The following is a 16,560-nucleotide window of genomic DNA, read 5'->3' on the forward strand; positions in this document are numbered from 1 at the left end:
CTCAGGGGCGTTCGGCCTGGGCCCGGAGCAATTCCGACAGCTCATTCGCGGCGGCGACAACCGATTCATGGAAGATCTTTCCCGGCTGGCGGGTGAGGCGCTCGATCGGGCCGGACATCGACAATGCGGCAATGACCCGACCGGACTGGCCTCGGATCGGCGCCGATACCGAAGCAACTCCGGGCTCACGCTCGCCCAGCGACTGCGCCCAGCCGCGTCGGCGTACTCCGGCCAGAATCGTTGGCGTGAACCGGGCATGATGCAGGCCGTCGATCATCCGCTCGTTGTCTTCCCAAGCCAGAAGGACCTGTGCAGCGGAACCAGCTTTCATGGATAGCTGGGTGCCCACGGGGATGGTGTCGCGCAGTCCAACCGGGCGTTCTGCGCTGGCAATGCAGACGCGGAAGTCGCCCTGCTTGCGGAAGACCTGGGTGCTCTCGCCGGTTTGATCGCGGAGCTTGAGGAGGATGGGTCCCGCGGCACTGACCAGACGGTCTTCACCGGCGGCGCTGGCAAGTTCCACCAGGCGGCTGCCCAGCTCGAAACGGCCGTGCAGATCCCTTCCTACAAGCCCGTGGTGAGCCAGGGACTGCGCGATTCGATGCACGGTTGGCCTGGAAATCTGTGTCAGTTCCACCAGCTGCGAGAGCGTGGTGGGCCCGTTCTCCAACGCATTGAGAATGGCGGCTGCCTTATCGAGCACGCCTACGCCGCTTCCTGTTGTCATATCTCAATTCTCCCGTCTCAGCATTTGAGATTCAAGTCCGCATACTGGAAATGTCCTTCTATGAAGTGTCACAGTTGAGATATCAAAAGTACGTAGCTTGAGGAGTGTGTCGCATGTCTGCCACGCAGTCGCCACAGACACTGGCCGAGAAGGTCTGGAATGCGCATGTTGTGCGCCGTGGAACCGGCGAAGGCGAAGCCCGCCAGCCGGATCTTATTTACATCGATCTGCACTTGCTGCACGAGGTGACCTCTCCGCAGGCATTCGAAGGACTGCGCCTGGCCGGGCGCCAACTGCGCCGGCCAGATCAGACCATCGCCACGGAAGATCACAACACGCCAACGCTTGATATCGACAAGCCGATCGCGGACCTGACGAGCCGGACCCAGATCAACACCTTGCGGGAGAACTGCAAGGAGTTCGGTGTGCGCTTGCATTCACTGGGCGACAAGGAGCAGGGCATCGTCCACGTGGTCGGCCCGCAGCTTGGCCTGACCCAGCCGGGAATGACCGTGGTTTGCGGCGACTCCCACACCTCCACCCATGGAGCCTTCGGGGCCCTGGCCTTCGGCATCGGCACCTCCGAGGTCGAGCACGTGATGGCGACCCAGTCATTGAGTCTGAAGCCGTTCAAGACCATGGCAATCAACGTCGAGGGAACCTTGAAGCCGGGTGTGACCGCCAAGGACATCATCCTCGCCGTCATCGCCAAGATCGGCACCGGCGGAGGGCAGGGGTATGTCCTGGAATACCGCGGTTCCGCCATCCGGGCCCTGTCCATGGACGCACGCATGACCATTTGCAACATGTCGATCGAAGCAGGCGCCCGAGCCGGCATGATCGCTCCGGACCAGACCACCTTCGACTATGTCAACGGACGTCCACACGCCCCTCAGGGCGAGGACTGGGACGCGGCCGTCGAGGAATGGAAACAGCTGCATTCGGACGAGGGGGCCCAGTTCGATGCAGAGGTCTTCCTGGATGCTGACGAACTGGAACCATTCGTGACGTGGGGTACCAACCCGGGCCAGGGTGTGTCGCTCTCCGCCTCGGTGCCGACTCCTGAAGACTTCGAAGATGAAAACGACCGCAAGGCCTGCGAACGCGCACTCGAGTACATGGGCCTGACCGGTGGTACCCCGATGAAGGAAATCCGCGTTGATACCGTGTTCCTTGGTTCGTGCACCAACTCCCGCATGGAGGACCTGCGCGCAGCCGCCGCTGTGATCAAGGGCAAGGAAAAGGACCCGGATGTCCGCATGATCGTGGTTCCCGGCTCGGCGCGCGTCCGCTTGGAAGCCGAAGCCGAGGGTCTGGACCAGATCTTCAAGGACTTCGGCGCCGAATGGCGTTTCGCCGGCTGCTCCATGTGCCTTGGCATGAACCCGGACCAGCTCTCCGAAGGGGAGCGTTGCGCCTCGACCTCGAATCGAAACTTCGAAGGACGTCAGGGCAAGGGCGGACGCACCCACCTCGTTTCGCCGTTGGTGGCTGCAGCAACGGCAATCCGCGGCACGCTGTCTTCGCCCAGCGACCTCGTCAATACCTCGGTAGCGGTCTAGGAAGGATCACCGTCATGGAAAAGATTGTTAGCCACACCGGAATCGGTGTACCACTGCGTCAGAGCAACGTCGACACTGACCAGATCATCCCTGCCGTCTATCTCAAGCGCATCACCCGCACTGGGTTCGAGGATGCCTTGTTCGCCGGGTGGCGCCGCGATGAGAACTTCATCCTGAACCAGGAGCCATTCAACGAAGGCTCGGTTCTCGTGGCCGGCCCCGACTTCGGCACCGGTTCGTCTCGTGAGCATGCAGTCTGGGCGCTGAAGGATTACGGGTTCAAGGCAGTCATTTCGGCTCGTTTCGCGGATATCTTCCGTGGCAACTCCGGGAAGCAGGGGCTGGTAGCCGCCGAGGTCGCCCAGAGCGATATCGAATTGATCTGGAAGGAGCTGGAGAACAACCCGGGCACCCAGATTACGGTTGACCTGGAATCCCGCACGGTACAGTGCGGATCCATTTCCGCGCGATTCCAGATTGACGACTACACGCGGTGGCGCTTGATGGAAGGCCTGGATGACATCGGCCTGACCCTCCAGCATGAAGAGGACATCACCGAATTCGAGGCTGCACGGCCTTCGCATAAGCCGAAGACGCTTCCAGCACGATTCGCCGACTAAACGGCAGCATCTTGGGTGCGGCATCAAGCTAATCTTGACGCTCTGCCATGGTTCCCGGACGGCCCGTTCGCATTCAGTTCAATGCATTGTGCTGAATGCGAACGGGCCGTTTCATGTTTGGATGTTCCTCCGGTGTATTCCTTGAATTCAAAGGCTGAAAGCATCCTCACAATACCCACGCCACGCGACTATCGGTCCCATTGCATGCTGTCTTAGGCGGTATGCTTACTTAGTCCTGCTAGTTCACGGCCCGCAGGCTGGAGCAGGCAATAACGACTACGCGATGAGGTATTTCATACATGGGTAAGATCCTGACGATCCATGGCGGTGTGCCACTAGTGGGCACCGTACGAGTCGGCGGAGCTAAGAACCTGGTTCCCAAGGCCATGGTGGCGGCGCTGCTAGGCGATACGCCTTCGGTGCTCCGCAATGTGCCAGAGATCAAGGATGTTACCGTCGTTCGCAGCCTGCTGGAGATCCACGGGGTCAAGGTCGAGCAGGATCCGGAAACCGGCGACCTCACCATGGACCCGAGCCAGGCTAAGTCGGCCTCCAACCAGGCAATCGATGCCCACGCCGGCGATTCGCGCATCCCGATTCTTTTCTGCGGCCCGCTGATCCACTCGCTGGGTGAGGCATTCATCCCGGACCTCGGCGGATGCCGTATCGGCGACCGTCCCATTGATTTCCATCTCGAAGTACTGCGCGAATTCGGCGCGGTCGTGGACAAGGCCACCGACGGTATCCGCATCTCCGCACCGCTGGGCCTCAAGGGCGCAAAGCTCCATTTGAAGTACCCGAGCGTCGGCACCACCGAGCAGGTGCTACTCTCTGCCGTTCGCGCCAAGGGTGTCACCGAGGTCAGCAATGCCGCCATCGAGCCCGAAATCTTGGATCTGATCTCGCTGTTGCAGAAAATGGGCGCCATCATTTCCGTGCACCGCGACCGCGTGATCCGCATCCAGGGGGTCGACAAGCTCAACGGTTACGAGCACACCGCGCTGCCTGACCGCAACGAGGCCGCCTCGTGGGCTTCCGCAGCGCTGGTGACCAAGGGCGATATCTTCGTCCAGGATGCCCAGCAGCGCGACCTGACTGCTTTTCTCCATGTCTACCGCCAGATTGGCGGCGAGTTCGAGGTCAAGGCCAACGGCATCCGCTTCTACCACCCGGGCGGCGACCTGAACCCGTTGATCCTTGAGACGGATGTCCACCCTGGCTTCATGACCGACTGGCAGCAGCCCCTGGTGGTCGCACTGACTCAGGCCAACGGCGTTTCGGTAATCCATGAGACCGTGTATGAAAATCGCTTCGGCTTCACCGACGCACTGGTTCGCATGGGTGCCACCGTCCAGGTCCACACCGATTGCCTCGGATCCACCCCATGCCGCTTCGGTCACCGCAATTTCAAGCACTCCGCCGTGGTTGTCGGACCGGCCAAGCTGGTCGGCGCGGAAATCGACGTCCCGGACCTGCGCGGAGGCTTCTCCCACCTGATCGCGGCCTTGGCTGCCGAGGGAACCAGCAAGGTCACCGGCATTGAGCTGATCAACCGGGGATACGAGCACTTCATGGACAAGCTCACCGCGCTTGGCGCCAATGTTGAACTGAGCGAATAGAGGATACCGGCCCGTGGTTAAAATCCAGGCTCCCGGCGAAAGCCCGCGAACCAAGCGTATTTTCAATGTCCTGGGAAATATCGTTCGTCCCTTGATGAACTCCCTGATGGGGAAAACGTGGAAAGGCTTCGAGAATCTCCCGCAGGGTGGGTACATCCTCTGCCCGAATCATTTGACCGAAATCGATCCGCTGGTGGTCGGCCATGCTGTGTACAGCCACGGCCGCCTGCCGCGCTGGATGGCGAAGGAATCGCTGTTCAAGCCGCCGGTGCTCGGGTGGATCCTTCGCGAAACCGGACAGATCCCGGTGGCGCGCAGCGCCGCGGGCGCCGGCGATTCGCTGAAGGCTTCCAAAAAAGTCTTGGACGCCGGGGGAGTCGTAGTGATCTACCCCGAAGGCACCCTGACTCGCGACCCGAACTTGTGGCCAATGGTCGGCCGCACGGGTGCTGCCCGTCTGGCGCTGCAGACCGGTGCGCCGGTGATCCCCATGGCGCACTGGGGCGACCAGGAGCTGCTGCCTCGCTACTCCAAGAAGATGTACCTATTTCCGCGCAAACACGTGACGGTATCGGTTGGCCAACCGGTAGACCTCGACGACTTGCGCAACGGGCCGCGTACCCGCAAGGTGCTGGAAGAAGCGACAGAACGCATCATGGCATCGATCACCGAACTCCAGGCAGAAATCCGCGGTGAGACACCGCCGAGCAAGCCATGGGATCCCAGCGAGCATGGCCAAGCCCGGACCGGCCGAAGCTTTGAGAACCCTGACAAGTAAGAACGCGTCAGCAACGTCGAAAGAAGAATCGTGACCAAGCCTTTACCACGCAAGATCGCCGTCATGGGTGCCGGAAGTTGGGGAACCACTTTCGCGAAGGTGATGGCCGATGCCGTGGCCGAGAACGGCATCATGGTTCAAATTTGGGCTCGCCGGGACGATGCCGCGCGTGAGCTTAATGAGCGCCATACCAATTCCAGGTACCTGCGCGATACGAAGCTTCCGCAGAACATCACCGCTTCATCCGACCGCCAGGAAGTCCTCGCCGGGGCGGATCTGGTGGTGCTGGCGATCCCATCCCAGTCGCTACGTGCAGAACTGGAGAGTTTCAAGAACCTCATCGAGCCGGAGGCAGTAGTTTTGTCCTTGATGAAGGGATTGGAGCGCGGCACGGATCTGCGTATGAGCCAAGTGATCGCCGACGTCGCGGAACTGCCCGCAGAACGTATTGCGGTGCTGTCCGGACCGAACCTGGCCATGGAAATCGCTCGCGAGCAACCTACGGCATCCGTTGTCGCCTGCTCGGATGAAGCGACCGCCAACTGGATAGCGCAGCTGTGCTCGGCTCCCTATTTCCGCCCGTACACCAACGATGACGTACTGGGCGTGGAGCTCGGCGGCATCGTGAAGAACATTATCGCGTTGGCCGTTGGCATGTGCGACGGCATGGGCATGGGGGATAACACCAAATCCACCGTCATCACCCGCGGCCTCGCGGAAACGACTCGCCTGGTCTTGGCATTGGGCGGCCGCCTGGACACGTTGGCAGGCCTCTCGGGCTTGGGCGACTTGGTGGCCACCTGCTCGTCCTCGCTTTCGCGGAACAACACCGCCGGACGCCTTCTGGGACAGGGCCTGTTCCTCGATGAGGTCAACGACCGGATGTCGCAAACAGCCGAGGGCATCAAGTCGGCACGAGCGGTATTCGACCTTTCCCGTACGCACGGCGTCGACATGCCCATTACCGAGGCCGTCGTGATGGTGCTCGAAGGCACGCTCAGCGTCGAGAACATGGCGCGGCGCCTGCTGGCTCGCGAATTGAAGTCTGAAGGAGAATTGCAGTAATGACTGAACGCAAACCTCGGGTCCTGCTCCTGTTCGGTGGCCGGTCATCCGAGCACTCGGTCTCGTGTGTCACCGCGGCCGGCGTGATGCACGCGATCGACAGGGAACGTTTCGATGTCGTGCCAGTGGGCATTACACGTCAGGGTGAATGGACGCTCTTGACCGAAGGTCCACAGGACTGGGCGCTTAACACTGGCTCCTTGCCGGAGATCTCCGATGTCGACAACCCGGTGCAGCTCTCGACGGATCCGAACAAAACCTCGTTGATGTCCCTGTCCCAGTCGGCCATTTCCGAGCTTGGCGAAATCGACGTGGTCTTCCCGCTGCTCCACGGGCCGTTCGGCGAGGACGGTTCGATCCAGGGCATGCTTGAAATGGCTGGTGTCTCCTATGTGGGTTCCGGTATTGCCGCGAGCGCCATGGGCATGGACAAGCACTTCATGAAGGTGGTCTTCGAAAGCGCCGGGTTCAAGGTCGGCCCCTACGAAGTCATTACCAACAAGCAGTGGCTGCGAGACAGCGAGTCGGCGCTCCAGCGTTGCGAAGGGCTTGAATACCCGCTGTTCGTCAAGCCAGCCCGAGCTGGTTCGTCGGTTGGCATCACCAAGGTCGATGTTCCTTCGGAACTGAGGGACGCCATCGAGGTTGCACGCCGTGAAGACCCCAAGGTCATCGTGGAGCAGGGAATCGTTGGTCGAGAGATCGAGTGCGGTGTCCTTGAAGGCCGCGGTTCGACCCCGTCACGCGCGTCACTGCCTGGAGAGATTTCGGTGGCCGACAATGGCCACACGTTCTATGACTTCGAGGCGAAGTACGTTGACGGTGCCGCAGCGAAATTGAGCTGCCCCGCCCAGCTCAGCGAGGAAGCGACCAAGCAGATCCGGGACCTTGCGGTCAAGGCCTTTGACGCCATTGACGCCGAGGGCCTGTCTCGGGTTGATTTTTTCTACACTCCCGAAGGCGAGTGGATTATCAACGAAATCAACACGATGCCAGGTTTCACGCCATCGAGCATGTACCCGCAAATGTGGGCTAAAACCGGCATCAACTATCGTGAACTGATCGACGAACTGATCGCGCTGGCCAGCGAACGCAAGGTCGGATTGCGCTAAAGGGCAGTAGCTGAAATGCGTCTTGCTTCAACTCACCTACCGATGAATTGATGCAAGACGCATTTACTTATGCTCTTTGAGACCGCAGCTTGGGTGCCTCGACCGGCACCTAGAGTTTCTCGTCCTTTTGGATGCTGACGCACTGTTTTTCTGCGGGAATCCGGGAGGCTGCATCAGACAGCGTGGCTAGAACCGTGCTTGAGGGGATGACCTGCGGATCCATGATGATTTCAGTTGCGGGAGTGCGACCATAGGTGGTCAGCGTCCAGATGCCGTCCGCACCGTCGTGGGCGATCCAGTCGACGTCATTGACTGATACGCAGGGGTCGGTGGTCGGTCCCGGTACTTCGACACCGCAGCGCAAGACCACCTGGGACGGGTCTCCCCACGCTGAGGTGGCTTGAGACGAGGTGGGACGGCGCTCGGCGTCTCCGATGACTTCGGGCAGCACGACCATCATTTCGGCGCACAAGGGGTTGGCGGCGTCAGGAGCAGCATCAACGGATGCAACAGATTCGCAAGCGGCCAGACCGGGCCCGACAACAGCGAATAAGGCGATCAATACCGTGGTTCGACCAAATTTTCGATTAAGTTTTGGTGACGGTTCCGGGTTCAAACTGATTTTGGACACGTTGTAAGCGTACCGTGCGAATCTGAAAGATAAGATGTATTGAGTTGATTCTGTGAAAGGTAGCATATGTCAGTCGAAGAGCCAGTGACACGACCGCGTACAAAAAAGAAGCGCACAGGACGGATTGTACTTCTCAGCGTGCTTTCGCTAGTTGTCATCGCTGCGTTGGTAGCTGGTGGATACGTATGGAACCTTGGCCGGACGTTCAATGACAATAGCCAGAAGCTTGAAAACGCATTTCCAGCGGAGGAATCGCGGCCAGAGGTAAAGAAGGAGTCCGAAGACGCGCTGAATATCCTGCTTCTCGGTAGTGATACCCGTGCCGAACGTGACGAAGAGTTGGACGGCGGAAGCGAAGAATTCGGTACATTGCCCAACGGAGGGCGATCCGACACCATGATGTTGGTTCATATTCCGACCGATCGCTCCGCGGTCTACGTGACGTCAATCATGCGCGATACATGGTTGGATCTCCCCGGGATCGGTGAGGCAAAGATTAACCGCGCTTTCGCCAACGGGGGAGTACCGAAGGCAGTTGAAACGTTGGAAGGCCTTTTCAGAGTACGCATCGATCACGTTGCGTCCGTAGATTTTGAAGGGTTCAAGGGGCTGACAGATGCTGTTGGCGGAGTTACCATCAATAACCCCCGGGCATTCCGCCAGTCCATTGTCAATGGCATGTACTTCCCCGAGGGTAGACAGACTTTGGATGGAGAACAGGCTCTGGCATTTGTTCGTGAACGAAAGTCATTCCCCGGCAGCGATTATCAGCGCGTGAAAAACCAGCAGCTGTACGTTAAGGCATTGCTTGGTCAGATCCTGTCCAAAGATACCCTGACGAACCCCTTGAAGGTTCAGAATATCGTCAGTGAGTTTTCGCCGTTTATTGCAGTTGATGAGACCTTGGACGCGGCAAAGGTCGTTGATATCGCTTCTTCCATGAGAAATATCGGAACAAGCGATATGGAATTCTTCACCCTCCCAAACAAGGGACCTGGACGATCGGCCGACGGACAGTCGATTGTCATCCCGGATATGGATACGATTAACAAGTTTGGAGAAGCACTCCAAAACGATACGGTAGACGAATTTGTAGCTTCTACTGACTTGTCTCAGTAACCATTGAAGGAACCACTCTTTATGACCACCCAGAAACTCGATACTTCGGTTCGCGCTATCCGCCATTGGCTGGCGCGCAGTGTCAAGAGCCTGGGGAATCATTCGGATCGCCTCAACGCTATCAATGTCTTTCCGGTTGCCGACGGTGATACGGGAAGCAACCTCTACCTGACCGCACGTGCCGGCCATGATGCCGTCAGCAAGTTGGAAAGTGACGACATTGGTGGATTCCTAGAAATTGCCGCGCGCGCCGCCATGGAGTCCGCCCGCGGCAACTCGGGAACATTGCTGGCTGTCTTCCTCAGCGGCCTCAGCGAGCCATGGCAGGGGCAGGAACGGCTGACAGCACCATTGCTGGCACTGGGACTTGAACGGGCGAAGGTCCGTTCCTGGTCCGCACTGAGCGAGCCAGTGGAAGGAACCATGCTTTCAGTGATCAACGCGCTGGCCTTGGCAGCCGCTTCCACGCTGATGCATCTGAAAGTCGACAAGGACAGCCGTGCCGCGCTAGACACCTTGCTGACGCAGATGACGCAAGCTGCCAGACTAGCTGTCAAAGGCACAGAAAGCACCCTGCCTAGCCTGGTCAAAGCAGGTGTTGTCGACGCTGGAGCAATCGGCATGCTGGTGATTGTTGACGAGCTTTGCGCCGCCATCCGAAACGAACACACGGATTTCGACGATTACGAGGGATTCCACGGTTACAGCGTTCAAGATCCGCATGTGCATTTCGATTTCGAGGAAATCGAGGGTGTGGAAGTCATGTGCACGGTAGCGCTGGATGCCCTGGGCGCGGCAACACTTCGCGGCCAGCTGGATGCCTTGGGTGATTCGGTGATCATGTCCCCGGTGAACCAGCTTGGAGAAGACACCTACCGGTGGCGGGTGCACGTGCATGTAACGGATTCCGAAGCGGCCTTGGAGCTCATTCGAAAACAGGGTAACCCGGTAAACATCAGTGTGACCGATCTTTGCATCCATGACGGCTGAAACAAGGATGCAGGATTTTGAGAACTCGCCGCTTTCCCAAGTTCTAGGACCCAAGAATGCAACGGCTTTGGAGAAAGCGTTCGGCTACGGCACGGTAGGGGAGTTCCTCCGCCATTTTCCTCGGCGGTACGTCGAGGTAGGGGAATTGACCCCAATTGCGGAGCTTCCCTTCGATGAACACGTCACGGTGGTGGCGCAAGTCGTCAACGTTAGCCAGCGCCAGATGCACTCGCGCAAGGGATTTATCTTCGAGGTCACCGTCAGCGATGAACTAGGCGATGCCGGCCAGCAGCTGAAGATGACTTTCTTCAACGGATATCAAGCACGCTCGGATCTGCTCGTCGGAACGATTGCCATGTTCAGCGGCAAAGTCGGTTGGTACCAGAACCATCTGCAACTGAACCAGCCGGATTACGCCGTGCTCGACGAGGCCTCCCAAGCAGATCCACGCCCCATACCGATTTATCCAGCGTCGGCCAAGATGCCGAACAAGAAGATCCGCGACCTGATGGCTCACCTGCTGGAGCAGATGACGCAGGAGAATCTGCCGGAATTCCTCCCGCAGGAGCTATTGGACGCCCATCATTATCCGATTCGGCACCAGGCCTACGCCAACCGGCATGCCCCGCGCGAGTTGAAGCATGCATACGTTGCCCGCCAGCGCTTCGCCTTCGAAGAGGCATTTCTGCTCCAGCTTTCGCTTGCTGAACGAAACCGCCAAATCGGCACCCAGCACTCCGTCGCCCGGCCGCGTCGTAGCGGCGGGCTTGCCGACAAGTTTGATGCCCAGCTGCCTTTCATTCTCACCAATGACCAGCAGCAGGTAGGACGCGAGATCAGCCAGGATCTGGAGCTGAACCATCCGATGCACCGTTTGCTGCAGGGCGAGGTCGGCTCGGGCAAAACCGTTGTCGCGCTCCGGGCCATCCTTCAGGTGATCGATGCCGGTGGGCAGGCAGCGTTGCTGGCGCCCACCGAAGTCCTGGCAGCCCAGCACTATGCCTCCATAACCAAGATGCTGGGAGCATTGGCCGACCCCGGCCTGTTCAATGAAGGTGAAGGAACCGGTGTCGCGCTGCTGACGGGCTCGGCGAAAACCGCCCAACGTCGCGAAGCGCTGCTGGGCATCGCCAGCGGCGAAACCGGTCTGATTGTCGGCACCCACGCACTGCTGGGGGAGCAGGTAAGGTTTGCAGAACTCGGGTTGGTCGTCATCGACGAGCAGCACCGTTTCGGTGTTGAGCAGCGTGATGCCTTGCGGGCCAAGGCCAACGACTCGGTGCCCCACACGCTAGTTATGACCGCCACGCCGATTCCACGCACCGTTGCGATGACGGTCTTCGGCGATCTGGACACCTCGACAATCAAGCACCTTCCCATCGGCAGGGCACCGATCTCGACCCACATCGTTCCGATGCAGCTTTCCGGCTACAGGAACCGCCTGTACACGCGTATCAGCGAAGAAGTGGCAAAAGGCCACCAAGTCTATGTTGTCTGCCCGCGCATCAGCGATTCAGCCGGTGAGCAAGGCGTATTGCTGGCGACCTACGAGGACACTTCCGGACAGTCGATGAGCGTTGAGAAGATGCTGGAACTGCTCGGTGGATTGCCCGACTTCGAGTCGATCAGGGTGCAGGGACTGCATTCTCAGCTGGACTCCAACGACAAGCAGGGAATCATGGATGACTTCGCGGCGGGGGACATCGATGTACTGGTCTCCACGACGGTCATCGAGGTTGGTGTGGACGTCCACAACGCAACGTTGATGGTGATCATGGACGCCGAACGCTTCGGAATTTCCCAGCTGCATCAGCTGCGCGGACGTGTGGGTCGTGGCGGCCTTCCCGGCACGTGCCTGCTCTCAACATGGCTGGATGCAGATCATCCGTCGGTCAATCGCCTGCGCGTCATCGAATCAACCCTGGACGGTTTCGAACTGGCGGAGGCCGACCTGGCGGAGCGCAAGGAAGGAAATATCCTGGGCGTCCAGCAATCGGGAAGCCAATCGGCGCTTCGCGAGCTGAGCATCATCAAGGACCGGGCATTGATTGAAAAGGCACGGGATGATGTCAGGGCGCTTATGGCGATGCCGGCATGGCAGGAGAAGTACCCCGTATTGCTGGCGACCACCAAGAACTGGGTCGATGAATCCACCCGTGAATTCCTCAACAAGAACTAAGTGAAAGCGGCAAGAATCAATGAGCCGAATCATTGCCGGCGCGGCCGGCGGCAACCCGCTGAAGTCCGTTCCCGGCGACGCTACGCGACCAACCACGGACAGGGTCAAAGAAGCACTCTTCTCGCGGCTGGAGAGTTGGGATATTCTCCAAGGCGCTCGGGTGCTGGACCTTTTCGCCGGCTCCGGGGCTTTGGGGCTGGAAGCTGCAAGCAGGGGAGCGCGTCAAGTGACTCTCGTCGAAAAAGCTCCCAAGGCGGTTGCGGTGTGCCAGCAGAATGCTGCGATGATCAACAAAACCCTGAAGAGTGACATTGCTTCCGTCCAGCGCGGATCAGCCGACTCGATTCTTGACGGCTACTTTGACGAATCAACTCGGATGCCTCGCAGGACATTCGACGTGGTCTTTTTGGATCCTCCGTATCCATTGACCGACGCGGAACTCGAAACCACGCTGCTGAAGGTTTCCCGCGTGCTTGCTGACGATGCGACAGTCATCGTGGAGCGATCCAGCCGGTCTCCGCGCCCTCTTTGGCCCGTTAGCCTGCAGCCGTTCGCCGACAAGAAATACGGCGAGACGCACCTATGGTTTGCCGAACCTGTCCAGCCCGAGTGAGTGCTTGATTTCCGAGGGAAAAGGTCCCGAGGCTTGGCATTGGTTGATGCTTGAATCGTCCAAGCGGTGTTTGGCGGCAGTCAGGATCAAGTTGCCCGGGTATCGCCTGGTAAACATTTCCGGCGAGGAGCTCAGCATGACAAAGTCGAAGTTTTGTCGGGCGGCCGCTACCTGCCGGTCCGTGAATGCCAGGGGCGGATCGTCGCCAATATTGACGAACAACAGCCCCTGGTCGTCAAGCGCCGTGTACAGCTCCGAATAGTACTCGGGTACCGTCAGATGCTCGGGTGCCTCGGGGCCGCTGAAAATATCGACAATGATGACATCGAATGTCCGGCCGTCCAGCTGGTTGTGCAGGACATCGCGGGCATCGGCGACGATGGTATCAAGAGAGCAGTTTTTCGGCAGAGGGAGTTGCGTTATTACGAAATCAAGTAGTTCCCGCTCGATGTCGACTGCCACGTGTGTGCTCTTCGGAAAGACGACACTAGCCCAACGGACAAGGGTGAGCGCCCCCGCCCCTAGGTGAAGCATCCTCAGAGGTTCGTCGGGTCCTCGCAGTACCTTGAGATGGTTCGCAATCCTGGCGAGGTACTCATAGAAAACCTCCTCCGGATGGGCGAGGTTCACATGGGATTGTTCGGCGCCGCCGATAGCCAGGATCTTCGCTCCGGGTACGAGGTCATCGTCATAAATGTTTGCATGCGCTTGGACAAACCCAAGCCAGCGCTTCTGGCTTAAAGTGGTCATCGGGCCAGCTCCGGCAGTCGGCTCAGGCGTCGAGCCGCTTCCAAGATCACGTCTTCCTTCTTGCAGAATGCGAAGCGCAAGAGAGATGAGTAAGCCTGCCTATTTTCCGGATGCACAAAAACTGACATTGGTATTGCCGCTACTCCTAGCCGCTCGGGGAGCAGTCGAGCGAGCTCAGTCGCGTCTTGATAGCCCAGCTGGCTAATGTCGGCGACGAGAAAGTATGTTCCGCGGGGGCGGAAGACGGGAATGCCCGATTGTTCCAAGCTGTCGGCAAGAAGACCACAGGTGTGCCCGAGCGAGCCGGCAAACTGGGCGAAGAATTCGTCTGGAAGATCCAGCGCATGTGCCACTGCTGGTTGAAATGCCGGTCCCGACGAGTAGGTGAGAAACTGCTTGACCGTTCTGACGGCGGTGATCAGTTTTTCAGAGCCGGTCGCCCAGCCGACCTTCCATCCGGTAAACGAGAAGGACTTGCCCGCCGACGAGATGGTAATCGTCCGTTCGAATCCACCTGGCAGGGTGGCGACGGGAAGATGGGCTACTCCGAATGTCAGGTGCTCGTACACCTCATCGGAAAGAATAATGCAATCATGCTGATGAGCCAGTGCAATGATCTCATTGAGCACATCTTCCCCAAATACGGATCCAGTTGGATTGTGCGGATTGTTGAGAATTATCATCCGGGTATTGTCAGTGACCGTTGCGCGGAGCTTGGCCAGGTCTGGTTGGAAATCCGGTAGCAGCAACTGGACCACGTTGTGTTTTGCGTTCGCCAGCCCGATCATGGCCGCATACGAGTCGTAGTAAGGCTCGAATGTGACAACCTCGTCCCCGGGCTGAACGAAAGCGAGGATTGCAGCGGCGATGGCCTCGGTGGCGCCTGTGGTGACGACTACCTGGGTTTCTGGGTCCAGCTCGAGGTCGTAGAACCGTTTTTGATGGGAGGCAATGGCGCGGCGGAGGACTGGTATCCCTGAACCGGGTGCGTACTGATTTGCACCTTCAGCAATCGATTTTAGTGCGATTTGGCGAATTTCTTCGGGTCCTTCTGTATCGGGAAAACCCTGTCCCAGATTCAATGCATTGTGCTTGTTGGCAAGACCTGTGATTTCTTCAAAGATCGTCACCCGTGGCGTGCCAGCCGGATCCAAGAGGTTCGCGCCGTGCGCTGTTCGTTGCCAAGGGGTGAAATCATTGCTCATAAACCCATTATGGACGGGGGACATGTGCGGTCGAGCATTCGAAACGTCACTTCGTTACTTGGGTTTATCCGCAATTCACGTTTTGGCCGGCACTTCTTGATACATTCAACGTATGCGTAGAGCCGTTTGCCCAGGATCCTTTGACCCGATTCACAATGGTCATGTCGAAATTATTGCTCGAGCCGCCAGCCTGTTTGATGAAGTGATCGTCGCGGTATCGACGAACTATTCAAAAAATTACCGATTCAGCGAAGATGAGCGAGTCGCCATCGTCGAGGAGACGGTCGGCGGTCTCCGCGGTGTCTCGGCTCTTCCCATGGGTCAGGGCTTGTTGGCTGATTTCTGCAAGGAACAGGGTGCGGAAGCCATCGTCAAGGGCCTGCGAAGCACTGTTGACTACGCATACGAAATTCCGATGGCAACCATGAACCGCCACTTGACCGGTGTTGAAACTGTATTCCTCCAGGCCGATACGCGATTCACCCATTTGTCGTCGTCGCTTCTGAAGGAAGTACAGACCCTGGGTGGAGATGTCGCTGAGTATTTTCCTAGAGCTGTGATGAAGCGTCTGCAAAAGAAGTAAGTCAATCACGCTTCGATGGTGGATGACATGATTACATTGTCTTAGATTCTAATGGATGGGTATAAGGAACAAATGACTAACGCTTCTTCAATCACGAAGGCTGTAATTCCTGCGGCGGGTCTGGGCACACGGTTCCTACCAGCCACGAAGGCAATGCCTAAAGAAATGCTGCCGGTGGTTGACAAACCGGCAATACAATATGTTGTCGCAGAAGCGGTGAAGGCCGGATTTACTGATCTCTTGATGATCACAGGCCGTAACAAGAGGGCACTTGAGGACCACTTTGACCGAGTGCCCTCGCTTGAAGGCTCGCTTGAAGCTAAGGGTGACGACGAAAAGCTAGAGGCAATTCGCGAAGCTACCCGCCTTGGGGATATACACTATGTGCGCCAAGGAGATCCTAGAGGATTGGGGCATGCGGTCCTCTGCGCCAAGAAACATGTTGGTCATGAACCGTTCGCCGTCTTGCTCGGCGATGATCTCATCGATGAGCGTGACGAGCTGCTCTCTGTTATGGCGGCTGTCCAGCTAAAAACCGGCGGTTCCGTGATCGCATTGATGGAAGTTGAACCGGAGCAGATCAGCGCATACGGTTGCGCCAATGTTGTCGCCGTCGAAGGAGGCGACTTTGTTAAGGTTCTGGGACTCGTAGAAAAGCCCGCCGTTGAAGACGCTCCTAGCAATCTTGCTGTCATCGGACGATACCTACTTCATCCTCGGGTTTTCGAGGTGTTGGAACACACTGCACCAGGTCGTGGAAACGAAATTCAGCTGACCGATGCGCTTCAGGAGCTTGCAGCAGCTGAAGGCGATGGAGCTGGTGTGCACGCAGTGGTCTTCCGTGGCCGACGCTACGACACGGGTGACAAGCTTAGCTATCTTCAGGCGAATATCACTTTGGCCGTGGATCATGAGGATCTCGGACCGGGACTTAAATCATGGCTGAAGGACTTCGTCGCAGATCTTGACGACTAACCTAATCTGAAGGCTACTCAGGATAAACACAT

Annotated in this window: 16 protein-coding genes; 12 read left to right on the forward strand and 4 right to left on the reverse strand. The window is 58.3% G+C overall.

What is annotated here, in order from left to right; all coding sequences use genetic code 11:
* Position 1 precedes the first annotated feature (1 nt).
* On the reverse strand, positions 2 to 727 hold the full coding sequence (locus RF641_RS01715; protein ID WP_188947859.1) for an IclR family transcriptional regulator: 726 nt from the start codon (positions 725 to 727) through the stop codon (positions 2 to 4).
* 113 nt (positions 728 to 840) lie between these two features.
* On the opposite strand from RF641_RS01715, the gene leuC reads away from it, so the two are divergent.
* The 6 genes from leuC to RF641_RS01745 all read left to right on the forward strand — a co-directional run bounded on the left by leuC (position 841) and on the right by RF641_RS01745 (position 7,483).
* The gene (gene leuC / locus RF641_RS01720) at positions 841 to 2,289 is read left to right on the forward strand and encodes a 3-isopropylmalate dehydratase large subunit (RefSeq protein WP_320965165.1); all 1,449 of its coding nucleotides are present in this window, start codon (positions 841 to 843) and stop codon (positions 2,287 to 2,289) included.
* A gap of 14 nt (positions 2,290 to 2,303) precedes the next feature.
* On the forward strand, positions 2,304 to 2,909 hold the full coding sequence (gene leuD / locus RF641_RS01725; RefSeq protein WP_424572315.1) for a 3-isopropylmalate dehydratase small subunit: 606 nt from the start codon (positions 2,304 to 2,306) through the stop codon (positions 2,907 to 2,909).
* Between the two features lie 299 nt (positions 2,910 to 3,208).
* Positions 3,209 to 4,528, forward strand: a complete 1,320-nt coding sequence (gene murA, locus RF641_RS01730; protein ID WP_424572316.1) for a UDP-N-acetylglucosamine 1-carboxyvinyltransferase — start codon at positions 3,209 to 3,211, stop codon at positions 4,526 to 4,528.
* A 94-nt stretch (positions 4,529 to 4,622) separates the two neighbouring features.
* Positions 4,623 to 5,306, forward strand: coding sequence for a lysophospholipid acyltransferase family protein (locus tag RF641_RS01735; RefSeq protein ID WP_188947954.1), 684 nt, complete (start codon positions 4,623 to 4,625; stop codon positions 5,304 to 5,306).
* A gap of 30 nt (positions 5,307 to 5,336) precedes the next feature.
* Entirely contained in the window at positions 5,337 to 6,371 is a 1,035-nt protein-coding gene (locus tag RF641_RS01740) for an NAD(P)H-dependent glycerol-3-phosphate dehydrogenase (RefSeq protein ID WP_424572317.1), read from the forward strand.
* The gene (locus tag RF641_RS01745; RefSeq protein WP_424572318.1) at positions 6,371 to 7,483 is read left to right on the forward strand and encodes a D-alanine--D-alanine ligase family protein; all 1,113 of its coding nucleotides are present in this window, start codon (positions 6,371 to 6,373) and stop codon (positions 7,481 to 7,483) included. Before RF641_RS01740 ends, RF641_RS01745 begins: the two co-directional genes overlap by 1 nt.
* A gap of 109 nt (positions 7,484 to 7,592) precedes the next feature.
* Here RF641_RS01745 and RF641_RS01750 read toward each other — a convergent pair whose 3' ends face one another.
* A complete protein-coding gene (locus RF641_RS01750; RefSeq protein WP_424572420.1) occupies positions 7,593 to 8,045 on the reverse strand; it encodes a DUF3515 domain-containing protein in 453 nt (150 codons plus the stop codon).
* Positions 8,046 to 8,180: 135 nt separating this feature from the next.
* Between RF641_RS01750 and RF641_RS01755 the strand changes: the two genes are divergently transcribed.
* Genes RF641_RS01755 through rsmD form a run of 4 tightly spaced genes read left to right on the forward strand, consistent with a single transcriptional unit; the run spans position 8,181 to position 13,015 of the window.
* Entirely contained in the window at positions 8,181 to 9,233 is a 1,053-nt protein-coding gene (locus tag RF641_RS01755) for an LCP family protein (protein ID WP_424572319.1), read from the forward strand.
* A 21-nt stretch (positions 9,234 to 9,254) separates the two neighbouring features.
* Positions 9,255 to 10,223: a DAK2 domain-containing protein gene (locus tag RF641_RS01760; protein WP_424572320.1), complete on the forward strand. Its 969-nt coding sequence runs from the start codon at positions 9,255 to 9,257 to the stop codon at positions 10,221 to 10,223.
* Positions 10,213 to 12,402, forward strand: a complete 2,190-nt coding sequence (locus RF641_RS01765) for an ATP-dependent DNA helicase RecG (RefSeq protein ID WP_424572321.1) — start codon at positions 10,213 to 10,215, stop codon at positions 12,400 to 12,402. Before RF641_RS01760 ends, RF641_RS01765 begins: the two co-directional genes overlap by 11 nt.
* 19 nt (positions 12,403 to 12,421) lie before the next feature.
* The gene (rsmD, locus tag RF641_RS01770) at positions 12,422 to 13,015 is read left to right on the forward strand and encodes a 16S rRNA (guanine(966)-N(2))-methyltransferase RsmD (RefSeq protein ID WP_424572322.1); all 594 of its coding nucleotides are present in this window, start codon (positions 12,422 to 12,424) and stop codon (positions 13,013 to 13,015) included.
* Here the strand turns inward: rsmD and RF641_RS01775 are convergent.
* Positions 12,983 to 13,765 (reverse strand): spermidine synthase, encoded by a 783-nt coding sequence (locus RF641_RS01775; protein ID WP_424572323.1) that lies wholly within the window; start codon positions 13,763 to 13,765, stop codon positions 12,983 to 12,985. The genes rsmD and RF641_RS01775 overlap by 33 nt on opposite strands.
* Complete coding sequence (locus tag RF641_RS01780) at positions 13,762 to 14,970, reverse strand: aminotransferase class I/II-fold pyridoxal phosphate-dependent enzyme (RefSeq protein ID WP_424572324.1); 1,209 nt, start codon at positions 14,968 to 14,970, stop codon at positions 13,762 to 13,764. Before RF641_RS01780 ends, RF641_RS01775 begins: the two co-directional genes overlap by 4 nt.
* Positions 14,971 to 15,082: 112 nt before the next feature.
* Between RF641_RS01780 and coaD the strand changes: the two genes are divergently transcribed.
* Positions 15,083 to 15,553 (forward strand): pantetheine-phosphate adenylyltransferase, encoded by a 471-nt coding sequence (gene coaD, locus RF641_RS01785; protein ID WP_424572325.1) that lies wholly within the window; start codon positions 15,083 to 15,085, stop codon positions 15,551 to 15,553.
* 72 nt (positions 15,554 to 15,625) lie between these two features.
* Complete coding sequence (gene galU, locus RF641_RS01790; RefSeq protein ID WP_424572326.1) at positions 15,626 to 16,528, forward strand: UTP--glucose-1-phosphate uridylyltransferase GalU; 903 nt, start codon at positions 15,626 to 15,628, stop codon at positions 16,526 to 16,528.
* Positions 16,529 to 16,560: the final 32 nt, after the last annotated feature.

It is taken from the genome of Arthrobacter sp. 'calajunan' (genome assembly GCF_046940185.1).
Taxonomy (GTDB): Bacteria; Actinomycetota; Actinomycetes; order Actinomycetales; family Micrococcaceae; genus Glutamicibacter; species Glutamicibacter soli.